The sequence below is a fragment of the Pseudomonas sp. 20-5 genome (genome assembly GCF_056782835.1).
The window spans coordinates 25,149-42,413 of sequence record NZ_CM165584.1; the positions used below are offsets into that span (position 1 = coordinate 25,149).

Annotated in this window: 18 protein-coding genes; 11 read left to right on the forward strand and 7 right to left on the reverse strand. The window is 67.8% G+C overall.

Annotation, left to right across the window (positions count from 1 at the left end; genetic code table 11):
* The first annotated feature begins 139 nt into the window (after positions 1-139).
* From hemF to AC1RB9_RS00140, 5 genes are all read left to right on the forward strand, one after another.
* Positions 140-1,057 (forward strand): oxygen-dependent coproporphyrinogen oxidase, encoded by a 918-nt coding sequence (gene hemF / locus AC1RB9_RS00120; protein ID WP_003097311.1) that lies wholly within the window; start codon positions 140-142, stop codon positions 1,055-1,057.
* Between the two features lie 57 nt (positions 1,058-1,114).
* Entirely contained in the window at positions 1,115-1,939 is an 825-nt protein-coding gene (gene aroE / locus AC1RB9_RS00125; RefSeq protein WP_003111201.1) for a shikimate dehydrogenase, read from the forward strand.
* A 110-nt stretch (positions 1,940-2,049) separates the two neighbouring features.
* Positions 2,050-3,036, forward strand: coding sequence for a phospholipase C/P1 nuclease family protein (locus tag AC1RB9_RS00130; RefSeq protein ID WP_003458417.1), 987 nt, complete (start codon positions 2,050-2,052; stop codon positions 3,034-3,036).
* A complete protein-coding gene (locus AC1RB9_RS00135; RefSeq protein WP_003458420.1) occupies positions 3,017-4,303 on the forward strand; it encodes a peptidylprolyl isomerase in 1,287 nt (428 codons plus the stop codon). Before AC1RB9_RS00130 ends, AC1RB9_RS00135 begins: the two co-directional genes overlap by 20 nt.
* Positions 4,300-4,902, forward strand: a complete 603-nt coding sequence (locus tag AC1RB9_RS00140) for a hypothetical protein (protein WP_003458422.1) — start codon at positions 4,300-4,302, stop codon at positions 4,900-4,902. The genes AC1RB9_RS00135 and AC1RB9_RS00140 overlap by 4 nt, the downstream gene beginning before the upstream one ends.
* Before the next feature lie 3 nt (positions 4,903-4,905).
* On the opposite strand, the gene AC1RB9_RS00145 is transcribed toward AC1RB9_RS00140, so the two are convergent.
* Genes AC1RB9_RS00145 through betC form a run of 3 tightly spaced genes read right to left on the reverse strand, consistent with a single transcriptional unit; the run spans position 4,906 to position 8,915 of the window.
* A complete protein-coding gene (locus AC1RB9_RS00145) occupies positions 4,906-6,459 on the reverse strand; it encodes a SulP family inorganic anion transporter (protein ID WP_003458427.1) in 1,554 nt (517 codons plus the stop codon).
* Between the two features lie 4 nt (positions 6,460-6,463).
* Positions 6,464-7,387 (reverse strand): choline ABC transporter substrate-binding protein, encoded by a 924-nt coding sequence (locus tag AC1RB9_RS00150; RefSeq protein WP_003097322.1) that lies wholly within the window; start codon positions 7,385-7,387, stop codon positions 6,464-6,466.
* Between the two features lie 16 nt (positions 7,388-7,403).
* Entirely contained in the window at positions 7,404-8,915 is a 1,512-nt protein-coding gene (betC, locus tag AC1RB9_RS00155; protein ID WP_003161593.1) for a choline-sulfatase, read from the reverse strand.
* A gap of 112 nt (positions 8,916-9,027) precedes the next feature.
* Between betC and AC1RB9_RS00160 the strand changes: the two genes are divergently transcribed.
* Positions 9,028-9,942 carry a choline sulfate utilization transcriptional regulator gene (locus AC1RB9_RS00160; RefSeq protein WP_004351933.1) on the forward strand — a complete coding sequence of 305 codons (915 nt, stop codon included), beginning with the start codon at positions 9,028-9,030 and terminating at the stop codon, positions 9,940-9,942.
* A 10-nt stretch (positions 9,943-9,952) separates the two neighbouring features.
* Complete coding sequence (locus tag AC1RB9_RS00165) at positions 9,953-10,330, forward strand: DOPA 4,5-dioxygenase family protein (protein ID WP_003114635.1); 378 nt, start codon at positions 9,953-9,955, stop codon at positions 10,328-10,330.
* Here the strand turns inward: AC1RB9_RS00165 and AC1RB9_RS00170 are convergent.
* From AC1RB9_RS00170 to trpB, 4 genes are all read right to left on the reverse strand, one after another.
* On the reverse strand, positions 10,309-10,674 hold the full coding sequence (locus tag AC1RB9_RS00170) for an Hpt domain-containing protein (RefSeq protein ID WP_003097330.1): 366 nt from the start codon (positions 10,672-10,674) through the stop codon (positions 10,309-10,311). The two genes, AC1RB9_RS00165 and AC1RB9_RS00170, sit on opposite strands and share 22 nt — an antisense overlap.
* A gap of 7 nt (positions 10,675-10,681) precedes the next feature.
* Positions 10,682-11,305: a response regulator transcription factor gene (locus tag AC1RB9_RS00175; RefSeq protein ID WP_003111192.1), complete on the reverse strand. Its 624-nt coding sequence runs from the start codon at positions 11,303-11,305 to the stop codon at positions 10,682-10,684.
* A 185-nt stretch (positions 11,306-11,490) separates the two neighbouring features.
* Entirely contained in the window at positions 11,491-12,297 is an 807-nt protein-coding gene (trpA, locus tag AC1RB9_RS00180) for a tryptophan synthase subunit alpha (protein WP_003097337.1), read from the reverse strand.
* The gene (gene trpB / locus AC1RB9_RS00185; protein ID WP_003097340.1) at positions 12,294-13,502 is read right to left on the reverse strand and encodes a tryptophan synthase subunit beta; all 1,209 of its coding nucleotides are present in this window, start codon (positions 13,500-13,502) and stop codon (positions 12,294-12,296) included. Before trpB ends, trpA begins: the two co-directional genes overlap by 4 nt.
* A gap of 104 nt (positions 13,503-13,606) precedes the next feature.
* Here trpB and trpI point away from each other — a divergent pair, with 104 nt between their 5' ends.
* The 4 genes from trpI (at position 13,607) to tpsB2 (ending at position 17,206) form a co-directional block, all read left to right on the forward strand.
* Positions 13,607-14,494, forward strand: a complete 888-nt coding sequence (gene trpI / locus AC1RB9_RS00190) for a trpBA operon transcriptional activator TrpI (protein WP_003114633.1) — start codon at positions 13,607-13,609, stop codon at positions 14,492-14,494.
* 100 nt (positions 14,495-14,594) lie between these two features.
* Positions 14,595-14,810: a dodecin gene (locus tag AC1RB9_RS00195; protein WP_003097345.1), complete on the forward strand. Its 216-nt coding sequence runs from the start codon at positions 14,595-14,597 to the stop codon at positions 14,808-14,810.
* A gap of 183 nt (positions 14,811-14,993) precedes the next feature.
* Positions 14,994-15,221: a DUF1161 domain-containing protein gene (locus AC1RB9_RS00200; RefSeq protein ID WP_003097347.1), complete on the forward strand. Its 228-nt coding sequence runs from the start codon at positions 14,994-14,996 to the stop codon at positions 15,219-15,221.
* Positions 15,222-15,517: 296 nt separating this feature from the next.
* On the forward strand, positions 15,518-17,206 hold the full coding sequence (gene tpsB2, locus AC1RB9_RS00205; protein WP_023104719.1) for a two-partner secretion system transporter TpsB2: 1,689 nt from the start codon (positions 15,518-15,520) through the stop codon (positions 17,204-17,206).
* Positions 17,207-17,265 lie beyond the last annotated feature (59 nt).

Genomic DNA, 17,265 nt, shown 5'->3' on the forward strand with positions numbered 1-17,265 from the left:
CCCTGGGTAAAGGCCTTCATCCAAGCCTTCCCCTTGACGGCCGTCAAGCGCCGGCTACCCATCCAGGGTGGTATGCTTGCGCCCTCGTTTCGTCGCCAGCCCGCGCCCCGCGCGGCCTCCCCGCTCCAAGGTGAACTCCGTGACCGACCGTATCGCCGCTGTCAAAACCTACCTGCTCGACCTGCAAGACCGCATCTGCGCCGCCCTCGAGGCGGAGGACGGCAAGGCCCGCTTCGCCGAGGACGCCTGGGAGCGTCCGGCCGGTGGCGGCGGACGGACGCGGGTAATCGGCGACGGCGCATTGATCGAGAAGGGCGGGGTGAATTTTTCCCACGTCTTCGGCGATAGCCTGCCGCCCTCGGCCAGCGCCCATCGGCCGGAACTGGCCGGGCGCGGTTTCCAGGCGCTCGGCGTGTCGCTGGTGATCCATCCGGAAAACCCCCACGTGCCGACGTCCCATGCCAACGTGCGTTTCTTCTGCGCCGAGAAGGAAGGCGAGGAGCCGGTCTGGTGGTTCGGCGGCGGCTTCGATCTGACCCCCTACTACGCCCACGAGGAAGACTGCGTGCATTGGCACCGGGTCGCTCGCGACGCCTGCGCGCCGTTCGGCGCGGACGTCTACCCGCGCTACAAGGAATGGTGCGACCGCTACTTCCACCTCAAGCACCGCAACGAGCCGCGCGGCATCGGCGGCCTGTTCTTCGACGACCTCAACCAGTGGGACTTCGACACCTGCTTCGCCTTCATCCGCGCCATCGGCGATGCCTATATCGACGCCTACCTGCCGATCGTCCAGCGCCGCAAGCACACGCCGTTCGATGAACGGCAGCGAGAGTTCCAGGCCTATCGTCGCGGTCGCTATGTGGAGTTCAACCTGGTCTTCGATCGTGGCACCCTGTTCGGCCTGCAGTCCGGCGGCCGTACCGAATCGATCCTGATGTCGTTGCCGCCGCAGGTGCGCTGGGGCTATGACTGGAAACCCGAGCCGGGCAGCGAGGAAGCGCGCCTGACCGAGTATTTCCTCGCCGACCGCGATTGGCTCGCCGGCCAGCCCTGACCCGCCCGCAGGGGACGAGTCCGCTCGTCCCGTCCCACTCCGGCAAAGGAACGACCCATGGACCGCTATTGCGTATTCGGCAACCCCATCGGCCACAGCAAGTCGCCGCTGATCCACCGCCTGTTCGCCGAGCAGACCGGCGAGGCGCTGGTCTATGACGCGCAACTGGCGCCGCTGGACGACTTCCCCGGGTTCGCCCGGCGCTTCTTCGAGCAGGGCAAGGGCGCCAATGTCACCGTGCCGTTCAAGGAAGAGGCCTATCGTCTGGTGGACGAGTTGAGCGAGCGGGCCACCCGGGCCGGGGCGGTGAACACCCTGATCCGCCTCGCCGACGGTCGCCTGCGCGGCGACAACACCGACGGCGCCGGCCTGCTGCGGGACCTGACGGCGAACGCCGGGGTCGAGCTGCGCGGCAAGCGGGTTCTCCTGCTCGGCGCCGGCGGTGCGGTGCGTGGGGTGCTCGAACCCTTCCTCGGCGAGTGCCCGGCGGAGTTGCTGATCGCCAACCGCACGGCGCGGAAGGCCGTGGACCTGGCCGAGCGGTTCGCCGACCTCGGCGCGGTGCACGGCTGCGGTTTCGCCGAGGTCGAAGGGCCTTTCGACCTGATCGTCAACGGCACCTCGGCCAGTCTTGCCGGCGACGTGCCGCCGCTGGCGCAGAGCGTGATCGAGCCCGGCCGTACCGTCTGCTACGACATGATGTATGCCAAGGAACCGACTGCCTTCAACCGCTGGGCCGCCGAACGCGGTGCGGCGCGTACCCTGGATGGCCTGGGCATGCTGGTGGAGCAGGCCGCCGAGGCATTCTTCCTCTGGCGCGGCGTGCGTCCTGCCTCGGCGCCAGTGTTGGAGACGCTGCGCCGACAGTTGGCAACTGTCTGAGTTGTCAGGCGGCATTTGAGACGTACGTCTCAAATTGGCTTCCATCTGACATGTAGGAATCACAAAACCGGGTTAAGACTTCAGGCTTCACTCACTCTCGAGCGCTGCCGATGAAAACCTTCGCCCGCCTGGCCGCCGGTCTCTGCATCTGCGCCATCGCCAGCCAGGCCAACGCCTGGTCGCAACCGACCCACAAGAACATCGTCAAGGATGCCCTGGCCTTCATGAACTCCTCCTACGCCACCGAGGAGATGCGCCAGGCCTACCGGTTCTACGTGAGCGCCGCCGGCAGCGAGGCGCAGGCCGGGGAGATCCTCGGCCAGGCGGCCTTCGACGTGGACGACTTCAAGGACACCCGTCTCGGTGGCTGGTGGGTCGGCTACGAACACGCGCCGCTGTGGGGCGCGGCTTCGGGCATCGTCAACTACACCTCGTACTGGCACTTCCTCAACCTGGCCCGGGACGGCGACTCCCATGGCAACCCCCACGGCGGCTACGACTACCGCTACCACAAGGTCGACGGCGGCATCGCCGACGTCGACTGGTACGCCATGGTCTACCTCTACAACCGCGAGCTGAAGCGCGAGGACTTCGACACCACCGAGGCGCACTACCGCCAGGGCACCCGCTCGGACTGGCAGGAGCACTACGGCGACTTCCAGACCGCCGCCTTCCAGCCGATCGATAACCTCGCCACCTACTGGTTCGAGCAGTTCCGCGCCGCGCCTTCGCTGCAGACCATCGGCTATGCCCTGCATGCCACCGGCGACGTGGCCCAGCCGCACCATGTGTGGATCACCTCGGCCAACGGCCATTCCAGCTGGGAAGGCTGGGTCGACGACCACTACGCCAGCGAGAAGCTCAACGACCCGGCGGCGGTGGCCAACCTGGTGGGGCGCTACGATCCGAGCAAGAGCATCCGCGACCTGCTCACCCAGACCGGCCAGGTCGCCTACGAGCGTCCCGAGCCGCTCTACGACACCAGCTACGAGACGCGCCTGCGGGTGGCGAAGGAGCTGATTCCCGAGTCCATCGCCCTGACCGTCACCGTACTGACCAAGGGCGCCAACAGCTTCGATGCACAGACTGCTCTCTGACCGCGCCCGGGGCTGGCGTCGCGCACTGTGCGGGGTCGCCTTCGGGCTGCTGGCGTGGAGCGCCCATGGCGTCCCCGCCAAGGCGCCGCAGGATCTGCGGATCGACGGCGAGGTGCTGCCGGGGAAAAGCGTCGACCTGCTCGAGCAGGCCTTGTCGCGGGTCAAGTTCAACACCGACCCGCAGCAGTTGCGCCGTGGCCTGGTGGAAAACCGCCTGCTGGCACGCGCGGTGGAAGACCAGCTCACCGCGCAGAGCCGCGCCGATCTCGACGCCAGCGTGGAGATCGAGGCCGGCAACCTGCTCGAACAGGTATACGGCAGGCGCTACCGCGAGGACCTCGGGCCATACCTGCGCCAGCCCCGGGCCCTGAGCGCGGAGCGTTTGCGCGAGGTGCTGGCGCCGAGGAGCCGCGGCCTGGTGGAAAACAGCCTGCTGCTGGACGAGACGCAGCGCCGCGAGGCGGCCGGGGTCGAGCTGATCGGCTGGCAGTTTCCCGGCCAGCCGGCACAGGTCCTCGACCTGCTATCGCTGTACGAAGGCGACAACGTCCAGGGCCAGGTCGAATTGCAACAGGGCAACCTCGCCTACCTGGCGCGCCAGGTCCAGACCCGCATCCGCCGCGACTACCTCTGGTACCGCCTGGCCCGGGACGGCTTCGGCCCGGCAGAGCGGCAGGGCGTGAGGACCCTGGTGCGGGACAAGCTGGTGCGCCATCGCTATCTGCACCAGATCGGCCTCTACAGTGATTTCCACCATGAGTCCGAGGCGCTGCGGGAACTCGCCGGCAAGGTCAGCGACAAGGACGCCGAGGCCTACTATCGGCGCAACCTGGAGCGTTACCGCAACGTCGCGCAGGTGCAGGCGGCGCATATCCGCCTGGCCGACCAGGCGAGCGCGGACAAGGTCTACGCCGAGTTGCGCGGCGGCCTGGCCTTCGACGAGGCGGTACGCCGCTATTCCCTGGCCGATGACAGGGACCGCGACCCGCCCGGCGACCTAGGCCTGATACGGCCCCAGGACGGCCGGCTCGACCTGCTGCGCAAGACTGCGCTGATCCAGAAGGCCGATACGGTTTCCCAGCCGATGCGCATCGACGGCGCGTTCGAGATCGTCCGGGTGCGTAGCCGCGAGGATCGCCAGTTGCCCCTCGACGACCGCAGCGTGCGCTTCGAGGTGAACCAGGCGGTGGCGCGCGAGCAACTGGCAGCGCAGTTCGAGACGCGCCTGCGCAACCTGCTGGCCGGCGCCAGGGTGGAAGGCCTGTGAAGCGCTGGCTCGGCGTTGCCCTCGGCTGCAGCGGGCTGGCGATCGCCCTGGCCTGCGCCGGCGTGTTGCTGGCGCCTGCCGATATGGCCGCTTCCTCGTCTTCTCCGTCGCCAGCCAGGACGCTTGCGGCACTGCCCGCGGTCGACGACCGTCCGCCGCCGCCGGCGCCGGTGCGATCGCAAGCGGCAGCACCGGCGTACGAGGCGGAGCCGCCGGTGGCGGAACTGGATCGCGAGCAGGCGATCCAGTTCATGCAGATGCTGCGCGACGAGGGCGACCCGCGCAGCCCGCCGCTCGGCGGCCTGCAACCACGCCAGGGCGCGACGGCGCAGGAGCTGGCCGATCCGAAGCAGTACCAGGCCTTCGAGGAACGACAGACCCGCGAACTGGTACAGGCCTACACCAGCGGCGTACAGCAGATACCGGAAATCCGCGCGCGGATCGAGGCGGCCGAACAGGGTGGCGAGCGCAGCGCCGAGGAAATCGACGAGGCTCGCGCCGCCCTTGGACAGTTGGAGATGATGCGCGACAAGCTGCAGCGGGAATCGCCGCAACTGCTGCCCGGCGACAGCGCACCGACATCGCCGGCGGCGCCCTGAGCGTCAGCCTTCGTAGTGCAGGCGGCAGCCTTCGTCGGCCTGCCGGCCCAGCGCTTCGCGGACCTGCGGGCGGGCGTGGCGCAATACCAGGCGGCGGCCCTCGGCGTGCAGGCGGCGGGCTTCCTGCTGCAACAGCACTGCGCCGGCGAAGTCGATGAAGTTCACCTGGCGGGCGTCCAGCACCAGCCGTGGCCTGTCGCATTGGCGCATGAGGCGTTGCAGGTAGTCGCAGGCGCCGAAGAAGATCGAGCCTTCGATGCGCAGCACTTCTTCCTCGTCGTTGCGCTGGCGCAGTACGCGTGGTGTCGAGGTGCGCCGCAGGTAGAAGACCAGCGACGCCAGCACTCCCGCGTAGATGGCGTTCTGCAGCGGCAACAGCAGCGTGGCCAGGGCGGTTAGGCCGGCCACCAGGCATTCGGCGCGGCCGCTGCGGTAGAGCGCGCGGAGCGCCGGGCGGTCGATCAGGCCCCAGGCGATCAGCAGGATGCCTGCGGCCATCGCCGGCAACGGTACATGCTCGATCAGGCGCGCACCGAGCACGGCCAGCAGTGCCACCCAGAGCGCCGAAAACGCACCCGCCAGCGGGGAGCGCGCACCGGCTTCCAGATTCAGCCCGGAGCGGGTGAAGGAGCCCGCCGACAGGCTCGCCGACAGCCAAGGCCCGAGCAGGTTCGACAGGCCCTGGGCGCGGACCTCCAGGTTGGCATCGAACGCGTCTCCCTGGCGCGCGGCCAGGGCGCGGGCGATCGATAGGCTGGTGACCAGCCCGAGCATGCCGCAGGCCACCGCCGCAGGTAGCAGGTCGAGGATCGATCGGGAATCGAAGACCAGCGGATTCCAGCCCGGCAGTGCGCTCGATAAGGCCTGCACATGGGCTACCGAGGCGAAGGTCCCGGGTAGCGCCCAGACCAGCGTGGCACCGCCCAGCAAGCCAAGCAGCAGGGCCGGCCAGCGCGGTCGCAGGCGCCTGACCAGCAGGCTGAGCGCGAAGCTGAAGCCGCCCACCAGCAGCGATGGGCCATCGAACTCGGCGAACCGCGCCAGCAGCCGCCAGCCGTTTCCCGGCGCTGCGCCCTCCCCGCTCGCGGCCAGGCCGAGAAGATAGGGCAGTTGGCCGAGGACGATCAGCAGCGCCGCGCCAAGGGTGAAGCCGAGCATCACCGAATGCGAGACGAAATTGACCAGCGACCCGACGCGCAGGACGCCGAGCAGCCACTGGAAGGCGCCGGCGAGAAAGGTCAGCAGCAGCACGGCCTGGACGTATTGCGGGCTGCCCAGCGGCGCCAGCGGGGCCACCGAACTGAACAGCAGCACCGAGATCGCCGCGGTGGGACCGCTCACCAGGTAGCGCGACGAGCCCCACAGGCAGGCGATCGCCACTGGCAGCATCGCCGCGTACAGGCCGTACTCCGCTGGCAGGCCGGCGATCAGCGCATAGGCCATCGATTGCGGCAGTGCCAGGATTGCGCCATTCAGGCCGACCCAAGCCTCGCGCCCGAGCATGCCCCGGTGCAGCCCCGGTAGCCAGGCGAGGAACGGCAGCAAGCGCGTCCACATGGCGCTATGGCTGGCCGCGAACCGCGGCCAGGGCGTCGCCGCCGTCGCGGCTGGTCACCCCTTGCAGCCAGGCCTCGAGCACCCGCGGGTTGGCCTTGAGCCAGGCGCGGGTCGCCGAGGCCGGAGTCGCCGTGCCTTCCAGCGCGTCGCTCATCAGGCGGTTCTCCATGTCCAGGTCGAAGCGCAGGTTGGCCAGCAGCCGCGCCGGGTTCGGGCACTGCGCGGCGTAGCCCTTGCGTGCCAGGGTGTAGACCTGGCCGCGGTCGCCGAAGTACTGCTCGCCGCCTTCCAGGTAGCGCAGGTCATGGCGGATGTTCATCGGGTGCGGCGTCCAGCCGAGGAACACCAGCCAGCGCTGGCGCTTCTCGGCCCGGCCGAGTTCGGCGAGCATCGCCTGCTCGCTGGACTCCACCAGCTTCCAGTCGCCGAGGCCGAACTGGTTGGCGTCGATCATCTTCTGGATCGACTGATTGGCCGGCGCGCCGGAGCCGATCCCGTACAGCTTGCGGTTGAAGCGTTGCCCTTGCGCGGCGAGGTCTTCGAAGCGGTGTACGCCGGCGTCCCAGACGTAGCGCGGCACCGCCAGGGTGAAGCGGGTGCCATCGAGGTTGCGAGCGAGGCGTTCGACCTGGCCGCTGGCGACGAACTTGTCGTGATAGTCCTGGTGCGCGGGCATCCAGCCGCCGAGGAAGGCGTCCACCTGGCCGTCGCGCAGGCCGCCATAGATGATCGGCACCGACAGGGTATCGATCTTCACCTGGTAGCCGAGGCTTTCCAGGAGAAACGCGGCGGTGGCGTTGGTCACCGCGATATCGCTCCAGCCTGGATCGGCCAGCCTGACGCGGGCACAGGCGGGGTCTTCGGCGTATAGCGAGGCGCTGCCCAGGAACAGGGTTGCGGCCAGCAGGCAGGTGGGAAGCCGGTTCATGGAGGTGCCCTCGTGCTCAGGGTTGCGGGAAGCGCGCGCGGCGCTCGAGATCGTCCAGGTCGATATGGTTGCGCATGTACTGCTGGCTGGCATCGACCCACGGCTGGTGGTCCCAGCTGGCCAGCCGTCCTCGCGCCAGCGCGGCGGCCACCAGGCGTCGGCGGCGCTGGCTGTCGAGTACGGCGCGGGTGATCGCGGGGATGTCCCAGCGTCGCCGGGCCTCGTCGAGGAACGCCTCGAACGTTCCGCGGTGGGCCGGACTGGCGGCGAGGTTCTCGCGTTCCTGCGGATCGTTGCGCAGGTCGTAGAGCAGGCAGGGGTCCTGCTCGGAGTAGATGAACTTGTAGTCGCCGCGGCGGATCATCATCAGCGGGCTGAGGGTGCCCTCGGCGGTGTATTCGCCGATCACCTCGTCATGCCCGCTGCCGTCGCGCAGGTGCGGCAGCAGCGAGCGGCCTTCCAGCGGCAGGCGTGGATCGACCTGGCCGCCGGCCAGTTCCACCAGGGTCGGCAGCAGGTCCACGGTGGATACCGAAGCGCCGATGCGGCGCGGCGCGAAGCGCGCCGGCGCATGGACCAGCAGCGGCACGCGCGCGGCCATCTCGAACCAGTGCATCTTGTACCAGAGGCCGCGCTCGCCGAGCATGTCGCCATGGTCGCCGGAGAACACCACGATGGTGTCGTCGGCCAGCCCGCATTCCTCCAGGGTCGCCAGCAGCGCACCGATCTGCGCGTCGACGTAGCTGCAGGCGCCGAAGTAGGCACGCCGGGCGGCGCGGATGCGCTCCTCGGGCAACGGCTTGTCCCACAGGTCGATGACCTTCAGCAGGCGTTGCGAATGAGGGTCCTGCTCCTCCTGGGCGAAGCGCTGGCGCGGCAGCGGGATGTCCTCGTCGCGGTAGAGATTCCAGTAGCTCGCCGGGATGCTGTAGGGGTCGTGCGGATGGGTCATCGACACGGTCAGGCAGAATGGCTGGCCGGCGTGCTGGCGAACATGGTCGTAGAGGTACTGGCGGGCCTTGAACACCACCTCCTCGTCGAAGTCCAGCTGGTTGGTGCGCACGCAGGGACCGGCCTGCAAAACCGAGGACATGTTGTGGTACCAGCTCGGGCGCACCTCCGGCTCGTCCCAGTTCACCGCCCAGCCATAGTCCGCCGGATAGATGTCGCTGGTCAGGCGTTCCTCGTAGCCGTGCAACTGGTCGGGACCGCAGAAGTGCATCTTGCCCGACAGCGCCGTGCGATAGCCGAGGTTGCGCAGGTAGTGGGCGTAGGTGGGGGTATCGGCGGCGAAGTCGGCGGCGTTGTCCCAGGCGCCGATGCGGGTAGGCAAGCGACCGCTGACCAGGGTGAAGCGCGACGGCGCGCAGAGCGGGCTGTTGCAGTACGCCGAGTCGAACACCACGGCCCGTTCGGCGAGGCTCGAGAGGTGAGGCATGCGCAGCACCGAGCGCGGATCGTGAAGCGGCAGCAGCGGCGCGGCCATCTGGTCGGCCATGATGAACAGGATGTTCGGCGAGGTCTTCATCGGGCGGCTTATCCCATGCGATTGGGTTATGCGATAGTGCTGCGTCGATCATCAGTGCATCGAAATCCCTGGTAAACCGCATGGGGCTGGATGCGTTGGATAAGCCTGGCTTATGGGAGAACGCCTCATGCCGCTGTCCCTCGACCTGCTCCGGGTATTCGAGTCCGCCGCCCGCCAGCTCAGCTTCACCGCTGCCGCCGAGGAACTGGGGACCACCCAGCCTGCGGTCAGCCAGCAGATCAAACGCCTGGAGAAAGAGCTGGCGACCCCTCTGTTCCAGCGCCTTCATCGAGGCATCGTGCTCACCGACGCCGGCCAGCTCCTGCTCCGCCACGTGGCCGCCGGCCTCGAGACGATCGATGCCGGCATCGCCGCGCTGGGCGCGCGCCAGCGCCACGAGGTGCTCCAGGTGGCCACCGACTACGCCTTCGCTGCCTACTGGCTGATGCCGCGCCTTCCGCGCTTCCACCAGGCCCATCCGCACCTGGACGTGAGCCTGGTGACCAGCGAGCGCGGCCTGGCCGGCCAGCGCGGCGATATCGACGTGGCGATCCTGTTCGGCGACGGTCGTTCCAAGCACGGCGAAGCGCACCGGCTGTTTCGCGAGGAGGTGTTCCCGGTCTGTAGCCCGCGGCTGGTCGAGGGATTGCAGTTGCCGCTGGCCAAGGCGCACCTGGCGCGCCTGCCGATGCTGCATCTGAAGCCGGCGCAGCACGCCCGCTGGTTCGACTGGCCGGCGTTGTTCGAAGCGTTGGCCATCGATCGGCAGCCGATTCCGGCGGTGCTCAGCTTCGACAACTACACCTTGCTGATCCAGGCGGCCATCGCCGGCCAGGGCGTGGCCATCGGCTGGCGCCACCTGGTCGACGGCCTGCTCGAACAGGGGCTGCTTTGCCGGCCCATTGGCGAGAGCTGCCTGTCGCGATACGGGTACTATGCGGTATTGCCGGAGCGCAAGCGGCGCCAGCGGCTGGTCGACGGTTTCGTCGACTGGCTACAGGCCGAGTTGCAGGCCGGCGGCGCTTGAAGAGGTGACGATGAACGAGTATTCCACCCCCCGCATCCAGGGCTTCCATGCTCACGTCTATTTCGATGCGCAGAGCATCGAGCGAGCCCGCGCCCTTTGCGAAGAGGCGGCGCGGCGCTTTCCGCTGAAGATGGGGCGGGTCCATGAGCGGCCGGTAGGGCCGCATCCGGACTGGAGCTGCCAGCTGGCGTTCGCTCCCGAGGTGTTCGGCGAGCTGGTGCCCTGGCTGGCTATCCATCGGCAGGACCTGGTGGTGTTCATCCACCCGGTCACCGGCAACGATCTGCTCGACCATCGCGACCGAGCCATCTGGATGGGAGCCATTCGCCCGCTGGACCTGTCGATCCTGGACGAAGGCCCGCAACGCTATGACTTCGCCGTGCCTTGAGGCGCGGTCATCGTCATCCAGTCGTGCAGTTCGCATTGCAGCTCGCCCAGTGCCGTCACCAGGTCGTCGACGGCATCGGCGAGCTTGCGCACGGAGCTTTCGCCGCAGGCGATCTCCAGTTGGTGGCAGGCGCGTTCCACGGCGTGGGCGTGGATCAGCGAGGCCATGCCCGCCAGGCGGTGCGCCAGCTCGTTGAGTTCCTGGGTCTGCTCGCGCTCCTGGGCGCGCCGCAGCTTGCGGGTGTCTTCGTTGTTGCTGGTCATCAGCTGCGCGACGAGCAGGCGGCTGATCTCCGGTTGGTTGGCGCGGTCGCCCAGGGCGGCGGTCAGGTCGAACGTTCGCATGGGATCCTCAGATCAGCTCGTGGCGGCGGGCGAAATCGATCAGGCCGGCCAGGGAATGGGCGTTGAGTTTCAGCATGATGCGTGACTTGTAGGTGCTCACGGTTTTCTCGCTGAGGAACAGCTGCTGGGCGATGGCCTTGTTGGTATTGCCGTTGGCCAGGTACTGCAGCACGGTCATCTCGCGGTCGGAAAGGCTTTCCAGCATGCGGGCCTCGTTGTCGCGGCTCTGCTGGTTGATGCTGCGCAACGCCCCGGTGGGGAAGTGGATGTAGCCGGCCAGCACGGCCTTGGCGGCGAGCAGCAGCTCGGAGAGGTTTTCCCTTTTGCTGACGAAGCCCATGGCGCCGGCCTGCAGGCAGCGCGGGGCGAACTGCGCCGGATTCTGCCGGGTCAGGACCAGGACCTTGGTGTCCAGCTTCAGGGACTTCAGGCGGGCTATCACTTCGAGACCGTCGATCTTGGGGATGCCGATGTCCAGGATGGCCAGGTCGGGAGACTTCTTGCGGGCTACCTGCAGGGCTTCGGCACCGTTGTCGGCCTCGCCGACGATGGTGAAACCGTCGCGCTCGAACAGCAAGCGCACGGCCAGGCGGATAGCGGGATGATCATCGACGATCAGCACCTTACTCATGCGAACCTTCTTTGAATGCGTTGGCTATTTGGGTGAGGCGCTATTCAAGGCTTCGGCAGAGTCGGCGGACAATAAGACGTTTCTGAAAGTGACCGTGAATTTTTCCTCACGGTTCTGGCAGCGTGCAACGCAAGGCCAGGCGCAGCGGGTTGCCTGCGCCTGGCGAATGCCGCTGTCAGGGTCTGTCAGCGTGCGTTGCGCACGCCTTCGGCCAGCTCGCCGCACAGGGCGAGGACATCCTTGACCGCCTGGGCATTGTCGCGGGCCTTGGCGATCCGGTCGATCAGCGCCGAGCCGACCACCACGCCGTCGGCCAACCGCGCGACCGCGGCGGCGTGTTCGGCGCTGCGGATGCCGAAGCCGATACCGATCGGCAGGTCGGTATGCCGGCGCAGGCGCGCCACCGCTTCCTCGACGTGTTCCAGGGTCGCCGCGTTGGCGCCGGTGACGCCGGCCACCGACACGTAGTAGACGAACCCGGAACTGCCTTCTAGCACCGTTGGCAGGCGCTGGTCGCCGGTGGTCGGGGTGGTCAGGCGGATGAAGTCGAGGCCGGCGGCCTGGGCCGGGTGGCAGAGGTCTTCGTTGTGCTCCGGCGGCAGGTCGACCACGATCAGGCCGTCCACTCCCACCTCCTTCGCCTCGGCGATGAAGCGTTCGACGCCGTAGTGGTGGATCGGGTTGAAGTAGCCCATCAGCACCAGGGGCGTCTCGCTGTCGCCGCTGCGGAATTCGCGGACCATCTGCAACGTCCTGGCCAGGGTCTGGCCGCCGTCCAGGGCGCGGATGTTGGCCAACTGGATGGCCGGGCCGTCCGCCATCGGATCGGTGAACGGCATGCCCAGTTCGATCACGTCGGCTCCGGCCGCCGGCAGGCCTTTGAGGATTTCCAGGGAAGACGCGTAGTCCGGGTCGCCGGCGGTGACGAAGGTCACCAGGGCGGCGCGGTTTTCCTGCTTGAGCTGGGCGAAGCGGGTCTGCAGGCGGCTCATGCTTTCGACTCCTGTTGCATGTGGTGCATGACGGTCTGCATGTCCTTGTCGCCGCGACCGGACAGGTTCACCACCATGATGTGCTCCTTGGGCAGGCTGGGCGCACGCTTGAAGACCTCGGCCAGGGCATGGGAGCTTTCCAGTGCCGGGATGATGCCTTCGAGGCGGCAGCAGGTGTGGAAGGCCTCCAGGGCTTCGTCGTCGGTGATCGAGGTGTACTCGACGCGGCCGGTGTCGTGCAGCCAGGCGTGTTCCGGGCCGATGCCGGGATAGTCGAGGCCGGCGGAGATGGAGTGTGCGTCGATGATCTGGCCATCCGCGTCCTGCAGCAGGAAGGTGCGGTTGCCGTGCAGCACGCCGGGAACCCCGCCGTTCAGGCTGGCCGCGTGCTTGCCGGTGTCGATGCCGTGGCCGGCGGCTTCCACGCCGACGATCTGCACCCCGGCGTCGTCGAGGAACGGGTGGAACAGGCCCATGGCGTTGGAGCCGCCGCCGATGCAGGCGACCAGCGAATCGGGCAGGCGCCCTTCCTTCTCGGCCAGTTGCTCGCGGGTTTCCTTGCCGATCACCGCCTGGAAGTCGCGGACCATCGCCGGGTACGGATGCGGGCCGGCGACCGTGCCGATCAGGTAGAAGGTGCTGTCGACGTTGGTCACCCAATCGCGCAGCGCCTCGTTCATGGCGTCCTTCAGGGTACCGGTGCCGGCGGTCACCGGGATCACCTCGGCGCCCAGCAGCTTCATGCGGAAGACGTTGGCCTGCTGCCGGTCGATGTCGGTGGTGCCCATGTAGATCACGCACTGCAGGCCGAAACGCGCGGCGACAGTGGCGGTGGCCACGCCGTGCATGCCGGCGCCGGTCTCGGCGATGATGCGTTTCTTGCCCATGCGCCGGGCCAGGAGGATCTGGCCGATGCAGTTGTTGATCTTGTGCGCGCCGGTATGGTTCAGCTCCTCGCGCTTGAGGTAGATCTTCGCCCCGCCGCAGTGCTCGGTCAGGCGCTCGGCGAAGTACAGCGGGCTCGGCCGACCGACGTAGTCGCGCTGGAAGTAGGCCAGTTCCTCCTGGAACGCCGGGTCGTCCTTGGCCTTCTCGTACTCGCGGGCGAGGTCGAGGATCAGCGGCATCAGGGTCTCGGCGACGTACTGGCCGCCGAAGCGACCGAACAGGCCCTTGGCGTCGGGGCCGTTGCGATAGGAAGTCATGGAGGGCTCCAGGAAATGACGTATGGGCAGAATCTAATCCCCCCCGCCGGGTAAAAGAAACCGATAAGATTGCTCAAACCTGTCAGGAAAACTCACGAATAGCCATGAGCCGCGACCTCCCTTCCCTGAATGCCCTGCGCGCTTTCGAAGCCGCTGCCCGGTTGCACAGCATCAGCCTGGCGGCTGAGGAACTGCACGTTACCCATGGCGCCGTGAGCCGGCAGGTGCGGTTGCTCGAGGACGATCTCGGGGTGGCCCTGTTCGGCAAGGATGGACGCGGCGTAAAACTCACCGATTCCGGCGTTCGCCTGCGTGACGCCTGCGGCGATGCGTTCGAGCGACTGCGTGGCGTCTGTGCCGAGCTGCGCCGGCAGACCGCCGAGGCCCCGTTCGTCCTCGGCGTACCCGGCAGCCTGCTGGCGCGCTGGTTCATCCCGCGGCTGGACCAGCTCAACCGTGCCCTCCCCGACCTGCGCCTGCAACTGTCCACCAGCGAGGGCGAGTTCGATCCGCGTCGTCCCGGCCTGGACGCCATGCTCTGGTTCGCCGAGCCGCCCTGGCCGGCGGACATGCAGGTCTTCGAACTGGCGCCCGAGCGCATGGGCCCGGTGGTCAGCCCGCGCCTGGCGCAGGAAACCGGCCTGGCCCAGGCGCCCGCCGCGCGGCTGTTGCAGGAGCCGCTGCTGCATACCGCCTCGCGACCCCAGGCCTGGCCGGCCTGGGCCGCGAGCCAGGGGCTGGCGGCGGAGGCGCTGCGCTATGGCCAGGGGTTCGAGCATCTCTACTACCTGCTGGAAGCGGCGGTGGCGGGCCTCGGCGTGGCCATCGCCCCGGAGCCGCTGGTCCGCGACGATCTCGCCGCGGGCCGCCTGGCGGCGCCCTGGGGCTTCATCGAGACCGATGCGCGCCTGGCCCTGTGGGTACCGGCACGCCTCCACGATCCGCGTGCCGGGCGCCTGGCGCAATGGTTGCGGGAGCAGTTGGCAGGCTGAGCGCTGGCGATTTGCTGCACTTTTCCGGCTCGGCTAGTGTCCATTGAACAGAGGCGCCCGTCGGGCGCGAAGAACCAGGCATCGTCCGGGGAGAGAGTTCATGTCCAATCACCACACCTACAAGAAGATCGAACTGGTCGGCTCGTCCAAGACCAGCATCGAGGACGCCATCAACAACGCCCTCGCCGAAGCGGCGAAGAGCATCCAGCATCTGGAATGGTTCGAGGTGGTGGATACCCGCGGGCACATCGAGAACGGCGCCGTCGGCCATTACCAGGTGACCCTGAAAGTAGGGTTCCGTATCGCCAATAGCTGATGGCACCCTGGAAACCTGTCCACGATCGCCTGCGCCCTGGAAAGGCCGCCGTGTCTTTCCGCTTCGCCGGATCATGCACAGGCTATGAGGGCGGCGTGCCTCCATGGGCGGCGCGCTCGTCTCAACCTTGCCGCATTTGGCAAGCCTGACCCGTTCGGGTCTTCATCCATGCAACGAGGGAATGTGTTCATGAAGAAGTTGATGTTGGCAGTCGGCCTGTTTGCCGTGGCGGGCAGCGCATTCGCCGCCAAGCCCTGTGAGGAACTGAAAGCCGAGATCGATGCGAAGATCAAGGCCAACGGCGTTCCTGCCTACACCCTGGAAATCGTCGACAAGGGCAGCGTCACCGACAAGAAGGTAGTCGGCACCTGCGACGGCGGCACCAAGGAAATCGTCTACCAGCGCGGCTGATGCAGCGCCTGCGACGAGCAGTATCCGGGGCCGGCTTTCCCATGGGAGCCGGCCCTTTCTTTTTGCCGCGATGAGTACCCTGCCAACGATGGGTCTTGTTGCAGTTCGTCGAGAAGGCGTGCCATCTAACGGATTAATCCCAAAGTCTGTGTTAGGTTTTTCGGCACGCCCAGATGGCCTTGTGCCTTACTTCCGGATTGTCCGACTCATGGAAGACGGATTTCGGAATATTCCTGCTTACCCGCTGTAGCCGCTGGGCCAACATCGCGCCTTTCTGTATTTCAAGGAATGAAATCGTGGCTCTCCATCGCCTGGCCTTTATCTTCCTGTGCCTGCCGCTCATGGCCAGCGCCGCCCCCTTCACCTCCCCCGGCGACCGCGACCTGATCCGCGACCGCCAGCAGCGCCTGCTGGACGAACAGCGCAAGCGCCTGGAGGAACTCCAGCAACTGCCCGGCAAGGGAGCGCCCGCCGCTGCGGATGCCTCCGGCGACGACGAGCGCTGCTTCGAGATCCGCCGCATCGAGCTGGAGGGCGCCGGGCACCTCGGCGAAAGCGCGCGTCGCCAACTGCTGGCGCCCTACCAGGGGCGCTGCCTGGGCGTCGGCCAGCTCAATGCGCTGCTCAAGGCCGTCACCGACCATTACCTGGATCGCGGCTACGTCACCACCCGCGCCTACCTGCCACAGCAGGACCTGGCCTCCGGGACCCTGCGCATCATCGTCGTCGAAGGCCGCCTGGAGGGCCTGGACAGCTCCGCGCTGGCCAGCCCGCGCGAACTGGCGATGAGCTTTCCGGGCAGGACCGGCGAGTTGCTCGACCTGCGCGAACTGGAGCAACTGGTCGACCAGTTGAGCCGCCTGCCGTCGCGCCAGGCGCAACTGGAGCTGGTGCCCGGCAGCGAGGTCGGCGGCAGCCGGGTGCGTCTCAAGGGCGAGCGCGACAAGCCCTGGCGGGTCTCCGCCACGCGCAACAATGACGGCGACGTCAGTACCGGCGAGCAGCAGATGGGCCTGGGCCTGGACTGGGACAGCCCGCTGGGCCTGGCCGACCAGCTCAACCTGCGCGCCAACCGCGACGCGGTGACCGACCGCTGGCGCCATTCCGACAGCCAGAGCCTGTTCTACAGCCTGCCCTGGGGCTGGTGGACCTTCACCTACGGCTACAGCCAGAGCGACTACCGCACGCGCAACGAGGCCAGCGGCTTCCCCTTCAAGCTCGATGGCGACAGCCGCAGCCACCAGTTCCGCGCCGAACGCGTGCTGCACCGCGACGGTGTGAGCAAGACCGCCATGAGCCTGGGGCTCAGCCACCAGCGCACCAACAACTATGTCGAAGACACCCGCCTGGAAGACCAGAGCACGCGGATCACCGAGACCCAGCTCGGCTTCAACCACGGCCGGCGGATCGGCAGCGGCTTCGTCAACCTCGACCTCGGCTGGCAGCAGGGCATCGGCGCCCTTGGCGCGCAGGGTCGCGGCCACCCGCAGGCGGGCGATCCGCATGCGCGCTACGACAAGTACAGCCTGACCCTCAGCTACCTGCAGCCGTTCCAGCTATGGGGCGAGCGCTTCAGCTTCGACAGCCTGGCCACCGGGCAAAGGAGCGAGGACGTGCTGTTCAGCCCGCAGCGCATCAGCCTCGGCGGCAACAGCTCGGTGCGCGGCTTCAAGGACCAGACCCTGACCGGCGACAGCGGCGGCTACTGGCGCAACCAGTTGCGCTGGCGGCGCGCGGTGGAATGGGCGCCGCTGCGGCCCTGGCTGCAGGAATACGGCGTGGCCTTCGCCTACGACGTCGGCGTGATCCGCCACGACCGCTACAACGACGGCGCCAGCGGGCGCATGAGCGGCAACGCCATCGAACTGGATGCCCGCGGCCGCTATTTCGCCGCCAGCGTCGGCTTCGCCCGCTCGCTGGAGCGGCCCAGCGCCATCGAGCGGCGCGAGCACCCGATCTATTTCCGGGTCGACGCGTTCTTCTGAAGACGCGGCGACCTCCTGAACGCTTTAGGAAAGCGCCTACCTGCATCGAGGCCCTTTCC